This window comes from Pseudomonas sp. GOM7 (genome assembly GCF_026723825.1).
In the GTDB taxonomy this organism is placed as follows: Bacteria; Pseudomonadota; Gammaproteobacteria; order Pseudomonadales; family Pseudomonadaceae; genus Aquipseudomonas.
Genome location: NZ_CP113519.1, coordinates 4,354,878 through 4,373,212 on the forward strand (window position 1 = coordinate 4,354,878; position 18,335 = coordinate 4,373,212).

At 63.5% G+C, this 18,335-nt stretch carries 24 protein-coding genes; 10 read left to right on the forward strand and 14 right to left on the reverse strand.

Going from position 1 to position 18,335, the window contains the following annotated elements; translation table 11 throughout:
* Positions 1–75 precede the first annotated feature (75 nt).
* The 8 genes from hisG to OU800_RS19300 all read right to left on the reverse strand — a co-directional run bounded on the left by hisG (position 76) and on the right by OU800_RS19300 (position 5,458).
* Positions 76–711, reverse strand: coding sequence for an ATP phosphoribosyltransferase (hisG, locus tag OU800_RS19265; RefSeq protein WP_268178954.1), 636 nt, complete (start codon positions 709–711; stop codon positions 76–78).
* Between the two features lie 68 nt (positions 712–779).
* On the reverse strand, positions 780–2,045 hold the full coding sequence (gene murA / locus OU800_RS19270) for a UDP-N-acetylglucosamine 1-carboxyvinyltransferase (RefSeq protein ID WP_268178955.1): 1,266 nt from the start codon (positions 2,043–2,045) through the stop codon (positions 780–782).
* A 22-nt stretch (positions 2,046–2,067) separates the two neighbouring features.
* Complete coding sequence (locus OU800_RS19275; protein WP_220802712.1) at positions 2,068–2,307, reverse strand: BolA family protein; 240 nt, start codon at positions 2,305–2,307, stop codon at positions 2,068–2,070.
* Positions 2,308–2,432: 125 nt separating this feature from the next.
* Positions 2,433–2,741 (reverse strand): STAS domain-containing protein, encoded by a 309-nt coding sequence (locus tag OU800_RS19280; RefSeq protein WP_268178956.1) that lies wholly within the window; start codon positions 2,739–2,741, stop codon positions 2,433–2,435.
* Positions 2,738–3,367, reverse strand: coding sequence for an MlaC/ttg2D family ABC transporter substrate-binding protein (locus OU800_RS19285; RefSeq protein WP_268178957.1), 630 nt, complete (start codon positions 3,365–3,367; stop codon positions 2,738–2,740). The genes OU800_RS19280 and OU800_RS19285 overlap by 4 nt, the downstream gene beginning before the upstream one ends.
* A gap of 14 nt (positions 3,368–3,381) precedes the next feature.
* On the reverse strand, positions 3,382–3,852 hold the full coding sequence (mlaD, locus tag OU800_RS19290; RefSeq protein ID WP_268178958.1) for an outer membrane lipid asymmetry maintenance protein MlaD: 471 nt from the start codon (positions 3,850–3,852) through the stop codon (positions 3,382–3,384).
* Positions 3,852–4,649 carry a lipid asymmetry maintenance ABC transporter permease subunit MlaE gene (mlaE, locus tag OU800_RS19295; protein ID WP_268178959.1) on the reverse strand — a complete coding sequence of 266 codons (798 nt, stop codon included), beginning with the start codon at positions 4,647–4,649 and terminating at the stop codon, positions 3,852–3,854. Before mlaE ends, mlaD begins: the two co-directional genes overlap by 1 nt.
* Positions 4,649–5,458 carry an ATP-binding cassette domain-containing protein gene (locus OU800_RS19300; RefSeq protein WP_268178960.1) on the reverse strand — a complete coding sequence of 270 codons (810 nt, stop codon included), beginning with the start codon at positions 5,456–5,458 and terminating at the stop codon, positions 4,649–4,651. Before OU800_RS19300 ends, mlaE begins: the two co-directional genes overlap by 1 nt.
* 241 nt (positions 5,459–5,699) lie before the next feature.
* On the opposite strand from OU800_RS19300, the gene OU800_RS19305 reads away from it, so the two are divergent.
* The 10 genes from OU800_RS19305 (at position 5,700) to OU800_RS19350 (ending at position 12,684) form a co-directional block, all read left to right on the forward strand.
* Positions 5,700–6,674 carry a KpsF/GutQ family sugar-phosphate isomerase gene (locus OU800_RS19305; protein ID WP_268178961.1) on the forward strand — a complete coding sequence of 325 codons (975 nt, stop codon included), beginning with the start codon at positions 5,700–5,702 and terminating at the stop codon, positions 6,672–6,674.
* On the forward strand, positions 6,674–7,195 hold the full coding sequence (locus OU800_RS19310; RefSeq protein ID WP_268178962.1) for a KdsC family phosphatase: 522 nt from the start codon (positions 6,674–6,676) through the stop codon (positions 7,193–7,195). The genes OU800_RS19305 and OU800_RS19310 overlap by 1 nt, the downstream gene beginning before the upstream one ends.
* Positions 7,196–7,203: 8 nt before the next feature.
* Positions 7,204–7,770: an LPS export ABC transporter periplasmic protein LptC gene (gene lptC / locus OU800_RS19315; RefSeq protein WP_268178963.1), complete on the forward strand. Its 567-nt coding sequence runs from the start codon at positions 7,204–7,206 to the stop codon at positions 7,768–7,770.
* Positions 7,757–8,296 carry a lipopolysaccharide transport periplasmic protein LptA gene (gene lptA, locus OU800_RS19320; RefSeq protein WP_268178964.1) on the forward strand — a complete coding sequence of 180 codons (540 nt, stop codon included), beginning with the start codon at positions 7,757–7,759 and terminating at the stop codon, positions 8,294–8,296. The genes lptC and lptA overlap by 14 nt, the downstream gene beginning before the upstream one ends.
* Positions 8,296–9,021: an LPS export ABC transporter ATP-binding protein gene (gene lptB, locus OU800_RS19325; RefSeq protein ID WP_268178965.1), complete on the forward strand. Its 726-nt coding sequence runs from the start codon at positions 8,296–8,298 to the stop codon at positions 9,019–9,021. Before lptA ends, lptB begins: the two co-directional genes overlap by 1 nt.
* A 135-nt stretch (positions 9,022–9,156) precedes the next feature.
* Complete coding sequence (locus OU800_RS19330; RefSeq protein ID WP_268178966.1) at positions 9,157–10,650, forward strand: RNA polymerase factor sigma-54; 1,494 nt, start codon at positions 9,157–9,159, stop codon at positions 10,648–10,650.
* A 100-nt stretch (positions 10,651–10,750) separates the two neighbouring features.
* Positions 10,751–11,059: a ribosome hibernation-promoting factor, HPF/YfiA family gene (gene hpf, locus OU800_RS19335; protein WP_268178967.1), complete on the forward strand. Its 309-nt coding sequence runs from the start codon at positions 10,751–10,753 to the stop codon at positions 11,057–11,059.
* Positions 11,060–11,071: 12 nt separating this feature from the next.
* Complete coding sequence (gene ptsN, locus OU800_RS19340; protein ID WP_268178968.1) at positions 11,072–11,536, forward strand: PTS IIA-like nitrogen regulatory protein PtsN; 465 nt, start codon at positions 11,072–11,074, stop codon at positions 11,534–11,536.
* 2 nt (positions 11,537–11,538) lie between these two features.
* Positions 11,539–12,396: an RNase adapter RapZ gene (rapZ, locus tag OU800_RS19345; protein WP_268178969.1), complete on the forward strand. Its 858-nt coding sequence runs from the start codon at positions 11,539–11,541 to the stop codon at positions 12,394–12,396.
* A gap of 15 nt (positions 12,397–12,411) precedes the next feature.
* Complete coding sequence (locus OU800_RS19350) at positions 12,412–12,684, forward strand: HPr family phosphocarrier protein (protein ID WP_268178970.1); 273 nt, start codon at positions 12,412–12,414, stop codon at positions 12,682–12,684.
* Positions 12,685–12,966: 282 nt separating this feature from the next.
* Here OU800_RS19350 and OU800_RS19355 read toward each other — a convergent pair whose 3' ends face one another.
* The 6 genes from OU800_RS19355 to pmbA all read right to left on the reverse strand — a co-directional run bounded on the left by OU800_RS19355 (position 12,967) and on the right by pmbA (position 18,258).
* Positions 12,967–13,848: a ZIP family metal transporter gene (locus tag OU800_RS19355; RefSeq protein WP_268178971.1), complete on the reverse strand. Its 882-nt coding sequence runs from the start codon at positions 13,846–13,848 to the stop codon at positions 12,967–12,969.
* Positions 13,849–13,859: 11 nt separating this feature from the next.
* Entirely contained in the window at positions 13,860–14,471 is a 612-nt protein-coding gene (locus tag OU800_RS19360) for a superoxide dismutase (RefSeq protein ID WP_268178972.1), read from the reverse strand.
* Between the two features lie 12 nt (positions 14,472–14,483).
* On the reverse strand, positions 14,484–14,936 hold the full coding sequence (locus OU800_RS19365) for a hypothetical protein (protein ID WP_268178973.1): 453 nt from the start codon (positions 14,934–14,936) through the stop codon (positions 14,484–14,486).
* Between the two features lie 85 nt (positions 14,937–15,021).
* On the reverse strand, positions 15,022–16,395 hold the full coding sequence (locus OU800_RS19370; RefSeq protein ID WP_268184380.1) for a class II fumarate hydratase: 1,374 nt from the start codon (positions 16,393–16,395) through the stop codon (positions 15,022–15,024).
* Position 16,396: 1 nt separating this feature from the next.
* Positions 16,397–16,789, reverse strand: coding sequence for a FagA protein (locus tag OU800_RS19375; protein WP_268178974.1), 393 nt, complete (start codon positions 16,787–16,789; stop codon positions 16,397–16,399).
* Positions 16,790–16,911: 122 nt separating this feature from the next.
* Positions 16,912–18,258, reverse strand: coding sequence for a metalloprotease PmbA (pmbA, locus tag OU800_RS19380; protein ID WP_268178975.1), 1,347 nt, complete (start codon positions 18,256–18,258; stop codon positions 16,912–16,914).
* Positions 18,259–18,335: the final 77 nt, after the last annotated feature.

An 18,335-nucleotide genomic window follows, 5' to 3' on the forward strand; every position in this document is an offset into this window, starting at 1 on the left:
GCCCACCGTGCGGGCACCCAAGAAAAATGGCTATGACACGGATAGGCTGCCGCGACCAGAGGTCGCGGGAAGGAGTCAGCCTTGGTGTCGCGCCTCGATGGCGCCACGCAGGGTTTCGATCAGGGCCTGGATGCGCGCGTGCTGCATCTTCATCGAGGCCTTGTTGACGATCAGCCGCGAACTGATGGTAGCGATCAGCTCTTGCGGCTCCAGACCGTTGGCACGCAGGGTGTTGCCGGTGTCGACCACGTCGATGATCTTGTCGGCCAGCCCCACCAGCGGCGCCAGCTCCATCGAGCCGTACAGCTTGATGATGTCGACCTGACGGCCCTGCTCGGCGTAGTAACGCTTGGCCACGTTGACGAACTTGGTGGCCACGCGCAGGCGCCCCTTGGGCTCCGGCGCCCCCACCTTGCCGGCGGTCATCAGCTTGCACTGGGCGATCTGCAGATCCAGCGGCTCGTAGAGGCCCTGACCGCCGTATTCCATCAGCACGTCCTTGCCCGCCACGCCGAGGTCGGCAGCACCGTGCTCGACGTAGGTGGGTACGTCGGTAGCCCGCACGATCAGCAGGCGCACGTCATCCTGGGTGGTGGGGATGATCAGCTTGCGGCTCTTGTCCGGGTTCTCGGTCGGCTCGATACCGGCCGCCGCCAGCAACGGCAGGGTGTCGTCAAGAATGCGGCCTTTGGACAGGGCAATGGTCAGCATGGAACGGTTTCCTTGAGCGGAAGCGGCCACTCCAACGGGAGCGGCCCTACGACAACGGACGCAGGCAATCAGCCCGGGACGCGACGAATTTTAGCGCCGAGTAGCTGCAGCTTCTCTTCGATGCACTCGTAGCCACGGTCGATGTGGTAGATGCGGTCGATCAGCGTGTCACCGTCAGCCACCAGCGCAGCCAGCACCAGGCTCGCCGAAGCGCGCAGGTCGGTGGCCATCACGGGCGCGCCCTTGAGTGCCTCGACACCGGTGACGACGGCGGTGTTGCCCTCGACCAGGATGTTGGCGCCCATGCGCAACATCTCGTAGACGTGCATGAAGCGGTTCTCGAACACCGTCTCGATGATGGTGCCGGTGCCTTCGGCAATGGCATTGAGGGCGATGAACTGCGCCTGCATATCGGTGGGGAATGCCGGGTAAGGCGCGGTGCGCAGGTTGACCGCCTTGGGCCGCTTGCCCTTCATGTCCAGCTCGATCCAGTCGGCGCCGGTGGTGATCTCCGCGCCCGCTTCCTGCAGCTTGGCCAGCACGGCCTCCAGAGTCGACGGATCGGCGTCCTTGACCTTGACGCGACCACCAGTGACAGCGGCGGCGACCAGGTAGGTGCCGGTCTCGATACGGTCGGGCATGACGTCGAAGCGCGCACCATGCAGGCGCTCGACGCCATCGATGATGATGGTGTCGGTGCCGGCGCCCTGGATCTTCGCGCCCATGGCGATCAGGCAGTTGGCCAGGTCGACCACCTCAGGCTCGCGCGCGGCGTTTTCCAGCACGCTGCGGCCCTTGGCCAGGGTCGCGGCCATCATGATGTTCTCGGTGCCGGTCACGCTGACCACATCGAAGAAGAAGTGCGCACCGCGCAGGCCACCTTCCGGCGCCTTGGCCTTGATGTAGCCGCCTTCCACGTCGATTTTCGCCCCCATGGCTTCGAGGCCACGGATGTGCAGGTCGACCGGGCGCGAACCGATGGCGCAACCGCCAGGCAGGGCCACTTCGGCCTCACCGAAACGGGCGACCATGGGGCCGAGCACCAGGATCGAGGCGCGCATGGTCTTGACCAGCTCATAAGGCGCGACCAGGGTCTTGATGGCGCGGGCGTCGACTTCCACCGCCAGCTTCTCGTCGATCACCGGCTCGATGCCCATGCGCCCGAACAGCTCGATCATGGTGGTGATGTCGTGCAGGTGCGGCAGGTTGCAGATGGTGATGGGCTCGTCACCCAGCAGGGTAGCAGCCAGGATCGGCAGCGCGGAGTTCTTCGCACCGGAGATGCGAATCTCGCCATCGAGGCGCACGCCACCGGTAATGATCAGTTTGTCCATAGGAGTCTCGTCGCCCGCAGGCTCAGGAACGCGCGGCCCAGTCGGCCCGGCTGAAGAATTTCATGGTCACGGCGTGGATGCTGCCATCGGCGATCCAGGCGTTGAGATGGGCATAGATCTGCTGCTGACGCTTGACCGGGCTGAGAGCGGCCAGCTCGTCGCTGATCAGGTTGAGCTGGAAGTTGCAGCCTTCGCCTTCCACTTCCACCTGGGTATTCGGGAGTTTTTCCTCTAGGAGGCTTTTCACTTCTGCAGCCTGCATGCTCGACCTCGTTTGACGCAGTTGGGCCCTGGGCCCGCGGGTCGGCCATCATACAAAAAAGCCCCTCGCCTGCGAAGCCCGCATGATGCGCCAGCGACGGCAGGCCTGCCGACCCGTTCGCAGATTCAGCCCTGCAGCGGCAGCAGCTCCAGCAAGCCGCTGACCTCGGCCACCTCGCGCATGTCTTCGGGCAGCTCGCTGATCACCAGCTCACGCCCGGCTTGCCGCGCATCGCGCATGAAGGCCAGCAACAGGGCCAAGCCAACGCTGTTGGACTTGCTCACCGCACTGCAGTCGAGCTGCAGCCGGGCAGCGCCACTGGCGAGGATCAGCCGGCCACCCTGCTCGCGCAAGGCAGGCCCACTGAGATGATCGATCACACCGCTGAGCACGAGCTGCCCAGGGGCACGCTCGACGATCTCGGCCCGACTCACGATTGGCCCCGTGCCTGACGCGCCTTGGCCACGGTGTCGGCCCAGGTGTCGATGACCTTGTCCAGGTCGTTGCGATTGGCCTGCATGGATTGGGCGAACTGATCGCGGAACAGCTTGCCGACGTTGATGCCATTGATGATCACGTTGCGCAGCTTCCAGGTGCCATCCTCCGCGACCATGGTGTAGGACAATGGGTAGACCACGCCTTTGCCGTCACGGATTTCCATGCCGACCGAAGTCCGCTGCGGCTCCTCCGCGGCGCCTGGCAACACACGGATGTCCTGGTTGTCGTATTCGAGCAGGGCATTGCCGTAGAACTGCATCAGGCTACGCTTGAAGTTTTCCTGGAATCGGCTCATCTGTTCCGGCGAGGCCTGGCGCGAATAGCGCACGGTCATCACCCCACGAGAGATGCCTTCGACGTCCACCACGGGCCCGAGGATCTCGTTGAGCGACTCATAAAAGGCATTGGGGTCGCTGCGATAGCGCTCCTTGTTGGCCTTGAGATCGGCCAGCAGGGTCTCGGTGGTCTGCTGCACCACCTCATGCGCGCTGGGCGCAGCGAACGCCAGCAGCGGCAATACCGCCAGCATGGCCAGCAGGGAGTTACGCAGGGTCTTGAGCATGGTTTTGCCCCTCATCACTTGGCTTCGTCTTTATTGACCGAATTGAGCAGGAACTTGCCGATCAGATCCTCCAGCACCAGCGCCGACTGGGTGTCGTGGATGGTGCTGCCGTCCTTGAGCACGGCCTCCTCTCCCCCCACGCTAATGCCGATGTATTTCTCACCGAGCAGGCCAGCGGTCAGGATCGAAGCGGTGGAATCGTCCGGTAGATTGTTGACCTTGCTATCGAGTTCCAGGGTGACACGCCCCATGTAACTGTCGTGATCCAGGTCGATCGCACTGACCTTGCCGATGGTCACACCGGCCATGGTCACCTTGGCCCGCACCGTGAGCCCGGCGATGTTGTTGAAATAGGCATAGACCTTGTAGGTATCGCCAGCGGTACCGACGCTCAGGCCACTGACACGCAGGGCAAGCAGCAGCAAGGCCAGCAGACCGGCCAGGAGGAACAGGCCGACACCAATCTCCAGCGTGCGGTTTTGCATCAGAAATCTCCAAACATCAAAGCGGTCAGAATGAAGTCCAGCCCGAGCACGGCCAGCGAGGCGTATACCACCGTACGCGTGGTGGCGCGGCTAATGCCTTCGGATGTGGGCTCGCAGTCGTAACCCTGGAACACGGCGATCCAGGTCACCACGAAAGCGAAGACGACGCTCTTGATCACACCATTGAGCACATCGTCGTAAAAGGAAACGCTGTTCTGCATGTTGACCCAGAACGAGCCCTCGTAGACACCGAGCCAGTCCACGGCGACCATCGCCCCACCCCAGATGCCCACCACGCAGAAGATCATGGCCAGCAATGGCATGGAAATGAAACCCGCCCATAGGCGTGGTGCGACGATGTACTTGAGTGGATCGACGCCGATCATCTCCAGGCTGGAGAGCTGTTCGGTGGACTTCATGTTGCCGATCTCGGCGGTCAAGGCCGAACCGGCACGCCCGGCGAACAGCAGCGCCGTGACCACCGGGCCCAGCTCGCGCAGCAGGGTCAGGGCGACCATCTGCCCCACCGCCTGCTCCGAACCATAGCTGACCAGGATGTTGTAGCCCTGCAGCGCCAGCACCATGCCGATGAAGATGCCTGACACGACAATGATCGCCAGCGACAGCACGCCCACGGCATAGAGCTGCTTGATCAGCAGTTGCAGGGGCTTGCCAGCCCGACTGCGACCGAACACGGCATGCCCGAGGAATAGCACCGAACGCCCCAGCGTGGCCACCACATCGATACCCGCACGGCCGAACAGGCGCACCCGCTCCAGCGGAGAAGTTCTACGCATCAAGGTTTCCCCAACAGGTCATCGCGATAATCGGGAGCCGGATAATGGAACGGCACCGGGCCATCCGGAATGCCCTTCATGAACTGGCGAATGCGCGGGTTATCGGAATTCATCAGTTCGTCCGGCGTGCCATGCCCGAGCACCTGCGCATCGCCGACCACGTAGAGGTAATCGGCGATGCTGGCGGTTTCCGCCAGGTCATGGGAGACCACCACGCTGGTGATACCCAGCGCATCGTTGAGCAGGCGGATCAGGCGCACCAGCACTCCCATGGCGATGGGGTCCTGGCCGACGAACGGTTCATCGTACAAGAGGATCTGCGGATCCAGGGCAATCGCCCGGGCCAGAGCCACCCGCCGCTTCATGCCACCGGACAGCTCGTCCGGCATCAATTCGACGGCACCGCGCAAACCGACCGCCTGCAGCTTCAACAGGACGATGTCACGAATCATCTCTTCCGGCAGCTTGGTATGCACGCGCAAGGGAAAGGCCACGTTCTCGAACACATCGAGATCGGTGAACAGCGCACCACTCTGGAACAGCACACCCATCTGCTTGCGCATGTCGAACAGCTCATCGCGCGACAGCTTGGGCAGACTGACCCCGGCAACCCGCACGTCACCGGCGGACGGGCGCAGCTCGGCGGCGATCAGGCGCAGCAGCGTGGTCTTGCCACAACCGGACGGCCCCATGATGCCGGTGACCTTGCCGCGCGGAATGCGGATGTCGACCTTGTCGAAAATGGCTCGCGAACCACGCTGGAAGCTGACGCCCTGCAGCTCGATCGCGTAATCGTGTTCGGCGCTCATCTGAACTCCTTGAGAATCAAGCCTTCCTGGCAGACGCCACCTCCCATGCTCGGAGACACAACTGCTGGATGGCCGAAATGGCCGCGGACTATAGCATTTGCAGCCCCCAGGGCCCAGAGTACGGATTTGTAACGTTCAGATTCATGACAGCTTTGCGAGCCAGTTTGCGAATTGGAAAAGGTGAGCACGTCATCCTTTATCGGTATAATCCCCGCCTTTTCACCCGAAGCAGCCGCCGTACATGAGCCAACGCCCCGATCTGATCGAAACCGCCCGCCGCACCATCCGCATGGAAATCGAAGCCGTGCAGGATCTGCTGCCACGCCTCGACACCAGCTTCGTCAAGGCCTGCGAGATGATCCTCGACTGCAAGGGGCGCGTGGTCGTGGTGGGCATGGGCAAATCCGGGCACATCGGCAACAAGATCGCTGCGACCCTGGCCAGCACCGGCACCGCCTCCTTCTTCGTCCACCCCGCCGAAGCCAGCCACGGTGACATGGGCATGATCACCAAGGACGACATCGTCCTGGCCCTGTCCAACTCCGGCACCACCGCCGAGATCGTCACCCTGCTGCCGTTGATCAAGCGTCTGGGCATCCGTCTGATCAGCATGACCGGCAACCCCGAGTCGCCGCTGGCCAAGGCCGCCGAGGCCAATCTCGATGCCCGCGTGGCGCAGGAAGCCTGCCCGCTCAACCTGGCCCCCACCTCCTCGACCACCGCCAGCCTGGTCCTGGGCGACGCTTTGGCCATCGCCCTGCTGGAGGCGCGCGGCTTCACCGCCGAGGACTTCGCCTTCTCCCATCCCGGTGGAGCCCTGGGCCGACGCCTGCTGCTCAAGGTGGAGAACGTCATGCATGCCGGCGATACCCTGCCGCAGGTGCAACGTGGCACCAGCCTGCGCGACGCCCTGCTGGAAATGACCCAGAAAGGCCTGGGCATGACCGCCGTGCTGGAGCGCGACGGCCGCCTGGCCGGCATCTTCACCGACGGTGACCTGCGCCGCGCCCTGGACAAGGGCATCGACGTACGCCAGGCGCTGATCGACGAGGTGATGACCCCACACGGCAAGACCGTACATGGTGAAATGCTCGCCGCGGAAGCCCTGAAAATCATGGAAGACAACAAGATCAGCGCCCTGGTGGTGGTCGATGCAGAAGACCGCCCGGTGGGCGCCTTCAACCTCGGCGACCTGCTGCGCGCAGGAGTGATGTGATGAATACCTTGCTGCAGCGTGCCCGCGCCGTGAAACTGGCCGTGTTCGATGTCGACGGCGTGCTCACCGACGGCCGCCTGTACTTTCTCGAAGACGGCAGCGAGTTCAAGACCTTCAACACCCTCGACGGCCATGGCATCAAGATGCTCATGGCCTCGGGCGTGCGCACCGCCATCATCAGCGGGCGCAAGACCCCGGTGGTGGAGCGGCGTGCCAACAACCTCGGCATCCAGCATCTGTTCCAGGGCCGCGAGGACAAGCTCGTGGTACTCGACGGCCTGCTCGCCGAACTCGGCCTAAGCTATGAACAGGTCGCCTATCTGGGCGACGACCTGCCGGATCTGCCGGTCATGCGCCGCGTCGGCCTGGGCATGGCCGTGGCCAGCGCCGACGGTTTCGTCCGCCAGCACGCCCATGGCGTGACCCAGGCGCGTGGCGGCGAAGGCGCTGCGCGCGAATTCTGCGAACTGATCATGCGTGCCCAGGGCACGCTGGACGCGGCTCAAGCCGCTTACCTGTAGGGCACGACATGCCACGCAAAGCGCTCAACCTGCTGATATTCGCCTTGATCGCCGTACTCGTCGGCGCACTCGGCTACTGGAACATCGCTCCGGAAACCAGCCGCACGCCGCAACAGACGGACAGCGACGAGACCATCGACTTCTACGCCATCGGCGCGCACACCGTGCAGTTCCAGGACGATGGCAAGCTGCACTACCGCATGACCGCCGACAAGCTCGAGCACGTCAAGAGCACCGACATCACCCAGGTGCAAAACCCCAAACTGGATCTGTACCGCGGCACCAACCTGCCGTGGAAGGTCACCAGCCAGCGCGCCGAGGTATCCCCCGGCGGCAAAGAGGTGGAACTGATCGACGACGTGCGCATTGCCCGTACCGATGCCAAGAACCGCCCCACCATCATCACCAGTAGCCGCATGACCGTAATTCCTGACAAGGAATATGCGCAGACCGAGCAAGCCGTTAGAATCGTCGCGGCCAACGGGGTGACCACGGCACAAGGAATGAAAGCGTACTTGAATGACGGCAGGATGCTCCTGCTGTCCAACGTAAGAGGCCAGCATGAGGTTCGTTAACACCCTCCCCCTGATTCTCAGCCTCGGCGCCGCATTTGGAAGCGCGGCCGCCTGGGCTCTGCCCTCCGATCGCGACCAGCCGATCCGCATCCAGGCCGATACCGCCGAACTGGATGACAAGCAGGGCGTGGCGGTCTATCGCGGCGACGTGATCATCACTCAGGGCACCCTGAAGATCACTGGCGACACCGTGACCATCACCCAGACCGCCAGCGGCGACATCGACGTGTTCACCTCGGTCGGCAACCTCGCCTACTACGAGCAGAAGCCCGCCGTGGACAAGGAAATCGTCAAAGCCTACGGCAAGACCATCCAGTACTTCGCCAGCAACGAACGCATCGTACTGATCGACCAGGCCAAGGTGATCCAGGAAGGCAATACCTTCGAGGGCGAGAAGATCGTCTACGACACCCGCCGCCAGATCGTCAACGCAGGACGCGCCACCGGCAACAACGTCAGCGTGCCGCGTCCGCGCATCGACATGGTCATCCAACCCAAGAACAAACCCGCGGATCAACAGCAGTAATGGCCATTCTCAAAGCCCAACACCTGGCCAAGAGCTACAAGGGCCGCCAGGTCGTACGCGACGTCAGCCTGAACATCGAGAGCGGCCAGATCGTCGGTCTGCTCGGCCCCAACGGTGCCGGCAAGACCACCTGCTTCTACATGATCGTCGGCCTGGTGCAGGCCGACCAGGGACGTGTGCTGATCGACGACCTCGACGTCAGCCACCAGCCCATGCATGGTCGTGCCCGCGCCGGCATCGGCTACCTGCCGCAGGAAGCCTCGATCTTCCGCAAGCTGTCGGTGGCCGACAACATCATGGCCATCCTCGAAACGCGCAAGGATCTCGACCGCGCCGGGCGCCAGGCGGAGCTGGAGAACCTGCTGCAGGAATTCCACATCCACCACATCTCAGGCAACCTGGGCATGAGCCTGTCCGGTGGTGAACGACGCCGCGTGGAAATCGCCCGCGCCCTGGCCACCAACCCCAAGTTCATCCTGCTCGACGAACCCTTCGCCGGTGTCGACCCGATCTCCGTGGGCGACATCAAGCAGATCATCCATCACCTCAAGACCAAGGGTATCGGCATTCTCATCACCGATCACAACGTACGCGAGACCCTGGACATCTGCGAAACGGCCTACATCGTCAACGATGGCCAACTGATTGCCGAAGGCGACGCCGAGACCATCCTCGCCAACCAGACGGTGAAAGAGGTTTATCTGGGCCACGAGTTCCGTCTGTAAACATCCATATTTAGATGACGGAAATAGGACAGCCCCTAGGCAAGGACGAGATTTTCAGGCATATAATTTGCTTCCTGGCGGCGCTTCGGCGCCCTGATGTGGAAGGCGTAACTCGCCGGTAAATTAAGGTCTGCAATGAAACCATCGCTAGTCCTCAAGATGGGCCAGCAGCTGACGATGACCCCGCAGCTGCAACAGGCCATCCGCCTCCTCCAACTGTCGACTCTGGATCTGCAACAGGAAATTCAGGAGGCGCTGGAATCCAACCCCATGCTCGAGCGCCAGGAAGACGGCGACGACTTCGACAACAGCGACCCGATGGCCGACGGCGCCGAAAGCGCTGCTCCCGCGCCGAGCAAGGAAGAGAGCTACCAGGAAGCCACTCCGACGGTTGATAACCTGGAGGAAGGCGAGTGGGGCGAACGCATTCCCAACGAGCTGCCGGTCGATACCGCCTGGGAAGACATCTACCAGACCAGCGCCAGCAGCCTGCCAAGCAACGACGATGACGAGTGGGACTTCACCACCCGCACCTCCAGCGGCGAGAGCCTGCACAGCCACCTGCTCTGGCAACTGAACCTCGCGCCCATGTCGGACAAGGATCGGCTGATCGCCGCCACCCTGATCGACTGCATCAACAACGATGGCTACCTCGAAGAAACCCTCGAGGAAGTGACCGAGTCCTTCGACCCGGAATTGGACGTCGAACTGGACGAAGTGGAAGTGGTGCTGCACCGCATTCAGCAGTTCGAGCCGGCCGGCATCGGCGCCCGCGACCTGCGCGAGTGCCTGCTGCTGCAACTGCGCCAACTCCCGGCCAGCACGCCCTGGCTCAACGACACCCAGCGCCTGGTCAGCGAACACCTGGAACTGCTCGGCAGCCGCGATTACGCCCAGCTCATGCGCCGCACCAAGCTCAAGGAAGACGAGCTCAAGCAGGTCATCGAGCTGATCCAGCGCCTCAATCCGCGCCCGGGCTCGCAGATCGAATCCAGCGAGCCGGAATACGTGGTGCCGGACGTCATCGTGCGCAAGCACAACGGCCGCTGGCTGGTGGAGTTGAACCAGGAAGCCATGCCGCGCCTGCGCGTCAATGCGCAGTACGCCGGCTTCGTCAAACGCGCCGATTCCAGCGCCGACAACACCTTCATGCGCAACCAGTTGCAGGAGGCGCGCTGGTTCATCAAGAGCCTGCAGAGCCGCAACGAGACCCTGATGAAGGTAGCCACGCAGATCGTCGAGCACCAACGCGGCTTTCTCGACTATGGCGACGAGGCGATGAAGCCCCTGGTGCTGCACGACATCGCCGAGGCGGTGGGCATGCACGAGTCGACCATCTCGCGCGTCACCACGCAGAAATTCATGCATACCCCGCGTGGCATTTACGAGCTGAAATACTTCTTCTCCAGCCACGTCAGCACCTCCGAAGGCGGCGAATGCTCGTCGACGGCGATTCGCGCCATCATCAAGAAACTGGTGGCCGCGGAAAACGCGAAAAAGCCGTTGAGCGACAGCAAGATCGCTGGTTTACTGGAGGCACAAGGCATCCAAGTCGCCCGTCGCACGGTGGCCAAGTACCGTGAATCCCTCGGTATCGCCCCCTCCAGCGAACGCAAGCGACTGATGTGAGCAAGATCGACTGCTCGTCCATGGCGAGCAGGCCACAGTGTTCCGGTGGTGGGCCTCGTTAAGGCCTATCTCTTACACAAGGCAACAAGGAGAAAGCGGTATGCAAGTCAACATCAGTGGACATCAGCTGGATGTGACCGACGCCCTGCGTGACTACATCGGCGAGAAACTCGGCCGACTGGAACGCCACTTCGACAAGATCACCAATGTTCAGGTGATCATGGAGGTCGAAAAGCTCAAGCAGAAGATCGAAGCCACCCTTCACGTTGCTGGCGGTGAGGTCGTCGCCAACGCCGAACATAACGATATGTACGCTGCCATCGACCTGCTGGCAGACAAACTCGACCGTCAACTTATCAAGCACAAGGAAAAGCAGCTCGATCGCCTGCAAGGCGCCACAGCCCGCTGACATTTCCCTTCCATGATCCGACTTGAAAATATCCTGACCCCCGGCCGTTCCCTGGTGAACGTGCCGGGCGGCAGCAAGAAGCGTGTGCTCGAACAGATCGCCAGCCTGGTCGCCCGCGACCTCGATGAGCTGGACAATCAGGACATCTACGAGAGCCTCATCGCCCGCGAGAAGCTTGGCTCCACCGGCTTCGGCAACGGCATCGCCATCCCTCACTGTCGCCTGGCCGGCTGCAACGCACCGATCAGCGCCCTGCTGCGCCTGGACACGGCAGTCGACTTCGACGCCATCGACGGCGCGCCGGTCGATCTGCTGTTCGTCCTGCTGGTGCCGGAAGCCGCCACCGACGCCCACCTCGAACTCCTGCGCCAGATCGCCAGCATGCTCGACCGCCAGGACGTGCGCGAACGCCTGCGCCAGGCGCCGACCAGTGAAGCGCTCTACCAGGTGGTCGTGGACATCCAGAACGGTCAATAACCATGCGCCTGATCATCGTCAGCGGTCGCTCCGGCTCCGGCAAGAGCACTGCCCTCGATGTACTCGAAGACAACGGTTTCTACTGCATCGATAACCTGCCGGCCAGCCTGCTGCCGGATCTGGCCGAACGCTTCCTGCCGCAGAGCGATCTGATGCTGCCTCAGGTCGCGGTATCCATCGATGCGCGCAACCTGCTCAGCCAGCTACGGCGCTTTCCCGAACTGCTCGACGAAGTGCACAAGCGCGGTATTCGCTGCGAGGTGCTCTACCTCGACGCCGAAGACGACACCCTGCTCAAGCGTTTCTCGGAAACCCGTCGGCGCCACCCGCTGACCAACGACAACCGCTCACTGGCAGAAGCCATCGCTTACGAAAGCCAGTTGCTGGCGCCGATCATCGACCTGGCCGACCTGAAGATCGACACCACGCGCCTGAACCTCTACCAGTTGCGCGACACCCTCAAGCTGCGCCTGCTCGGGCAAACCCAGAGCGGCACGGCCTTTCTCGTCGAATCCTTCGGTTTCAAGCGTGGCATGCCGGTCGATGCCGACCTGGTGTTCGACGCCCGCTGCCTGCCCAACCCCTACTGGAAGCCGGAGCTGCGCGACTTCTCCGGTCTCGATCAGCCGGTCATTGACTACCTGGCCGCGCAGCCGGAGGTCGAAGATATGTATCAGGACATCCTCACCTACCTGGAGAAGTGGCTGCCGCGCTTCGCCGCCAGCAACCGCGCCTACGTGACCATCGCCATCGGCTGCACGGGTGGACACCATCGTTCGGTGTACCTGGCCGCACGCCTGAGCGAAGCCCTCAAGCATTCGTTGAAGAACGTCCAGGTTCGCCACCGCGACCTCAGCTAAGGAATCCCTGCCGCGATGCCAATCCGCGAAGTCACCATCATCAACAAACTCGGCCTGCACGCTCGTGCTGCCGCCAAATTCGTCGGTGTTGCCAGCCAGTACCCCTGCCAGGTGCGTATCGGCCGTAGCAGCGACAGCCTGGTGGACGGCAAGAGCATCATGGCGGTGATGATGCTGGCGGCCGGCAAAGGCACCCCGGTGCATCTGCACACCGAGGGCGAGCAGGACGAAGCGGCCATGCAGGCGCTGATCGCGCTGATCGACAACTATTTCGACGAGGGCGAATAAAGCAGCTGCAAGCTGCAAGCTGCAAGCTGCAAGCTGCAAGCTGCAAGACATCCATCGTGCACGGAGCGCCCGGTATACGCGACGCCGTAGGGTGCGCCGTGCGCACCAAGCCGCTGCATCCGAAGCACAAGCGGTGCGCACAGCGCACCCTACGAACTGTAGGAGCGAGCTCTGCTCGCGAACGCAGGTAACGCCAAAAGCTTCGCGAGCAGAGCTCGCTCCTACACATGTACAAAGGTAGCCCGGATGCAATCCGGGAGCCCTCCCCCGGATTAATGCGGGCTACGCCAGGGCCGTATCCAGCACCATCATCAGGCAGAAGCCTGCGGTCAGGGCCAGGCAGGCTTCGCTGCCATGCCCTTCGCGCTGCGACTCGGGCACGACTTCATGGATCACCACGAACAGCATCGCCCCCGCTGCCAACGCCAGGCCCCAGGGCAGCAGTAGCTGCGAGATGCCCACCAACCAGGCGCAGAGCACCGCGAACAACGGTTCCACCAGGCCCGAGGCCACACCGATCAGCACCGCCTTGCCGCGCGCCATGCCAGCGCTGGCCAGGCCCAGTGCCACGATCAATCCCTCGGGCATGTCCTGCAGGGCAATGCCGATGGCCAACCCCTGCGCACCACTCAAGCCTGCACCAGCGGCGACGCCGACCGCCATGCCTTCGGGCACGTTGTGTGCGGTGATGGCGATGACGAACAGGACGAGCCCGGAGGCCAGGCTCTGCTCACCTTGCCGTTGCGCCAGGCGGCGCCCCAACAGGTGCATGGCAACCACCCCGAGCAACACGCCGATACTGGCCAGAGCGCCCGCGCCCCAGGCCGAGAAGCCTTGTTCCCTGGCCACCTCGAGTGCTGGCACCAGCAGGGAAAACACCGTGGCCGCCAGCATCACCCCGGCGCCGAAGCCCAGCAGCCTGTCACGCATGCGTGCGGACAAGTTGCCCATGCACAACACCGGCAAGGCCCCCAGGGCCGTGCCGGAAGCGCACAGCAGGCCAGCCTGCAGCGCTTGCAGCAGACGAGGTTGCGCGCTCTGGTCGAGCAGCACCAGGGCCTGGATCAGCAGCAGCAGGCCACCACAGAACAGGATGGTGCCACCCAGCAGGTAGCGGAAGATGCGGCCATTACGGCCAAGCGCAACAGCCTGCGTCACGCGCATACCTTGCCAGCTCAACCCATGGCCTGGCGGTAGCGACGCGCCACTTCGTCCCAGTCGATGACATGGTAGAAGGCGCCGATGTATTCCGGTCGACGGTTCTGGTAGCGCAGATAATAAGCGTGCTCCCACACATCCAGGCCGAGAATCGGCGTGTTGCCATGCATCAGCGGGCTGTCCTGGTTGGCGCTGCTTTCCACCGCCAGACGCTTCTCCGGGGTCAGGCTCAGCCAGGCCCAGCCACTGCCGAAGCGGCTCAGGGCAGCCTTGGTAAAGGCCTCCTTGAAGGCAGCAAAACCACCCAGTTGACTGTCGATGGCCGCAGCCAGCTCGCCACTCGGCTCACCGCCACCACTGGGCGACATGACCGTCCAGAACAGGCTGTGGTTGGCATGCCCACCGCCCTGATTGATCACCGCTGCATGCAGCGCTTCGGGCAGCTCAGCCAGTTCGCGCAGCAGGGTTTCCACCGGCACCTCCTCGTACTCGCTGCCCTGCAGCGCGGCATTGAGGTTGTTGATGTAGGTCTGATGATGCTTGCTGTGGTGGATCTCCATGGTCTGCGCATCGATGTGCGGTTCCAGGGCGTCGTAGGCATAAGGCAGGGCTGGCAGACTGTGCGGCATGGACGAACTCCTTCAGTGATAGACAGGGCCCGGGCCGCACGAGCAGCTCGGATGAGGCGTACAGGCATGACGCCGGGCAGCACCGAGCAGGCGATCAGTACGCGGAAAGGTGCCGTACTCGGCGATGAACTGCAGCAGCTCGAGATAGGTGCGCTGGCTGTGCCTGAGCGCCGCTTGCTGCAGTGCTTCGGGCAGCGCGCCATTGCCAAGGATGCTCAGCAGGCGCTCATGGCAGGCACAGAGGTTTTCCGCGGCCGACTCCGCTTGCTCGAGCGTCAGGTGCAGGTCGGCCAGGTTGTGGTGGGAAACGACGAACGCCGCCACTGCCTGCTCGTGATCGGCCCAGCGCCCCAGCAGCACCTGCGCCTCGGCCAGCGCCTGCAGGTACAGCTCGCGCGCCTGAACCCAGTTCCCCTCGGTAAAGCAGCGATTGCCCGCTTCGATGACGGTCTTCCAGTGCTCCATGACAGCCCCTTGCCGAAACGGCAGTTGCGATGAACGAATCGAGGGCAACGGTGGTGGCCGACCACGCGCTGCCCCTGTCAGGCCTTCAGAGCCCGCCTTCGGTGAGCCTTTCCGGGTTCAGCAACTGCTCCAGTTGCTGGCGCGACAGATCCGTGTGCTGCAGCGCGACCTCGATGATCGGCCGCCCCTCTCGGTAGGCCTGCTTGGCGATTTCGGCTGCCTTGAGATAACCGATGATCGGGTTCAGCGCCGTGACCAGGATGGGGTTGCGCTCCAGCGCCTCCCTGAGCTTGGCCTGGTTGACCTTGAAGCTGGCGATGGCACGGTCGGCCAGCAGACGGCTGGCATTGGCCAGCAGGTCGATGCTGCCCAGCAGGTTGTCGGCGATCAGCGGCAGCATGACATTCAGCTCGAAGTTGCCGGACTGCCCGGCGATGGCGATGGTGGCGTCATTACCCATCACCTGCGCGGCGACCATGGCGGTGGCCTCGGGAATCACCGGATTGACCTTGCCCGGCATGATCGACGAGCCCGGCTGCAGGGCCTCCAGCTCGATCTCGGCCAGGCCAGCCAGAGGGCCTGAGTTCATCCAGCGCAGATCGTTGGCAATCTTCATCAAGGACACAGCCAGCGTCCTGAGCTGCCCAGACAACGCCACGGCGGTGTCCTGCGAGCCGATCAAGGCGAAGAAATTCTGCCCAGGGGTGAAGGTGATGCCACTCAGAGCGCTCAGCTCCAGGCAGAACGACTCGGCGAAGCGCGGGTGTGCATTGACCCCGGTGCCCACCGCCGTACCGCCCTGCGCCAGCGCCTGCAGGCTCGGCTGCAGAGCGCGCAGATGCTCGATGTTGGCCTGGATCTGCTGGCCCCAACCATCGAGCACCTGGCTCATGCGTACCGGCATGGCGTCCATCAGATGAGTGCGCCCGGTCTTGACGTAGGGCTGCACCTCCAGGGATTTCTCGCACAGCACCTTGAGCAGATGGCCCAGGGCCGGCAGCAGGCGCTCGTGCAACTCGATGGCGGCGCTGACGTGGATGGCCGTGGGGGTGATGTCGTTGCTGCTCTGGCCGCAATTGACGTGGTCATTGGCGCTGACCGGGCTACTCAGAATACGGCTGGCCAGGGTGGCGATCACCTCGTTGGCGTTCATGTTGGAGCTGGTGCCGGAGCCGGTCTGGAACACGTCCACCGGAAAGTGCGCGAGGTAGTCGCCGGCCAGCAGTTCCTGACAGGCCGCGACTATGGCATCGCCCATGGCCGCATCGACCTGCTGCAGCTCGACGTTGGCCCGCGCCGCTGCCGCCTTGGCCAGCAGCAGAGCACGGATGAAGGCCGCCGGCATGCGTCGCCCGGACACTGGGAAATTGTTCACTGCACGTTGCGTCTGCGCGCCGTACAGGGCTGCGCTCGGCACCTCCAGCTCGCCCATGCTGTCGCGCTCGATGCGCGTGGCCATGTCATTCATAGGGATGTCCTTGTGCGGGTTCATCGAAACGGAGGGAAGGCTGCAGACGCAGGGTCGCCAGCCGGTTGCGGAGATGGTTCAGGCGCTGCTGACGCTGGCGCGTGACGGCCAGTCGATCCAGGGCATAGAGCGGCCGCCAGGCATGGTCGAGACACAGGCAGCGCCAGTGCCAGGGCAAGGCCCGATCCACGGCGCTGTCGAGAAGCAGTTCGAGCAGGCGCTGCCACATGCTCCAGGCCTGCAGTTGGCCACTGCGCACCAGCTTGCAGCCGTGGAGTTGATGCAGGTCGAGCAGACGCGGCTCGTCAGGCTGCAAGGCGCAACGAATGCGCCAGCCTTGCCAATGCCAGCAATCCAGACAGGAAGAGGAATGATGAGGGAACATGACGACCCACACGACGATTACGTAATGATATTTATTACCATTTGGTAAGCATAATCAACACGTGATCTGTGTGGGCTTGTGCTGATCCGGCGCCCGCAGGGCGCCGGAGCATTCGAGGAAACTCAGCTACCAGCGACGGTCATCTTGTCGATCAGCACCGAGCCGGTGCAGATGTTGCCGCGCCGCTCCAGGTCGCTGCCGACCGCGAGGATCTGGCGGAACATGTCACGCAGGTTGCCGGCGATGGTCACCTCCTGCACCGGGAACTGGATTTCACCGTTCTCCACCCAGAAGCCCGCTGCGCCGCGGGAGTAGTCGCCGGTCACCAGGTTCAGGCCCTGCCCCATCAGCTCGGTGACCAGCAAACCACGGCCCATGCGGCGGATCAGCGCCTGCTGATCTTCGTCGCCATGGCTGACGAACAGGTTGTGCACGCCACCGGAGTTGGCCGTGCTGGGCAGCCCCAGCTTGCGCCCGGAGTAGGTGCCAAGCACGTAGGACACCAGCTCGCCCTTGTCCACGAAGGGCTTGGCGTAGGTAGCCAGACCGTCGCCGTCGAAGGCCGCACTGCCCAAGGCACGCGGCAGGTGCGGGCGCTCGTCGAGGCTCAGCCACTCGGGGAACAGACGCTGGCCTAGCGCCCCTTCGAGGAAGGAAGAATGGCGATACAGGTTGCCGCCGGAAATGGCCGCCAGCAGATGGCTGAACAACCCACCGGCCAGCTCGGCGGCGAACAGCACCGGCACCTCGCAGGTCGGCACCGGTCGCGCGCCCAGACGACTGACCGCCCGCTCGGCGGCGCGCTGGCCGATACCGGCCGCATCGGCCAGCAGCTCACCCTGGCGATTGACGTCGTACCAGTAGTCGCGCTGCATCTGTCCCTCACCCTCGGCGATCATCACGCAGCTCAGGCTGTGCCGGGTGCTGGCGTAACCGCCGATGAAACCGTGGCTGTTGCCGTACACGCGGCAGCCCTGATGGGTGTTGAGGCTGGTGCCATCGGCATTCTTGATGCGTTTGTCAGCCGCGAAGGCTGCCGCCTCACAGACCAGCGCCTGCTCCACGGCCTGTTCCGGCGTGATCGACCAGGGGTGGTAGAGATCCAGCTCCGGTAACTCGCGCGCCATCAGGGCGGCATCGGCCAGGCCCGCGCACTCGTCCTCGGAAGCATGCTTGGCAATCGCCAGGGCCGCCGCCACGGTCTCGCGAATGGCCGCCGCGCCAGTGGCCGAGGTGCTGGCCGAGCCCTTGCGCTGGCCAACGTACAGGGTGATGCCAAAGCCCTGGTCACGATTGAATTCGACGGTTTCCACCTCGCCCTGGCGTACCGTGGTGGACAGCCCCTGGCCAGCCGACACGGCCACCTCGCAGGCACTGGCGCCCTGGCGTGCGGCCTCGGCGAGAATCGCCTCGACCTGCTCCTGCAGCGCCGGCAAGGCCTGCGGCCCGATCAGTTCTACGTCACTCATAACCTCTCCTAAAAAGCAGCTTCAAGCTACAAGCCTCAAGTAAAAGCCAAATCCGCTCCTGGCTTGAAGCTTGCCGC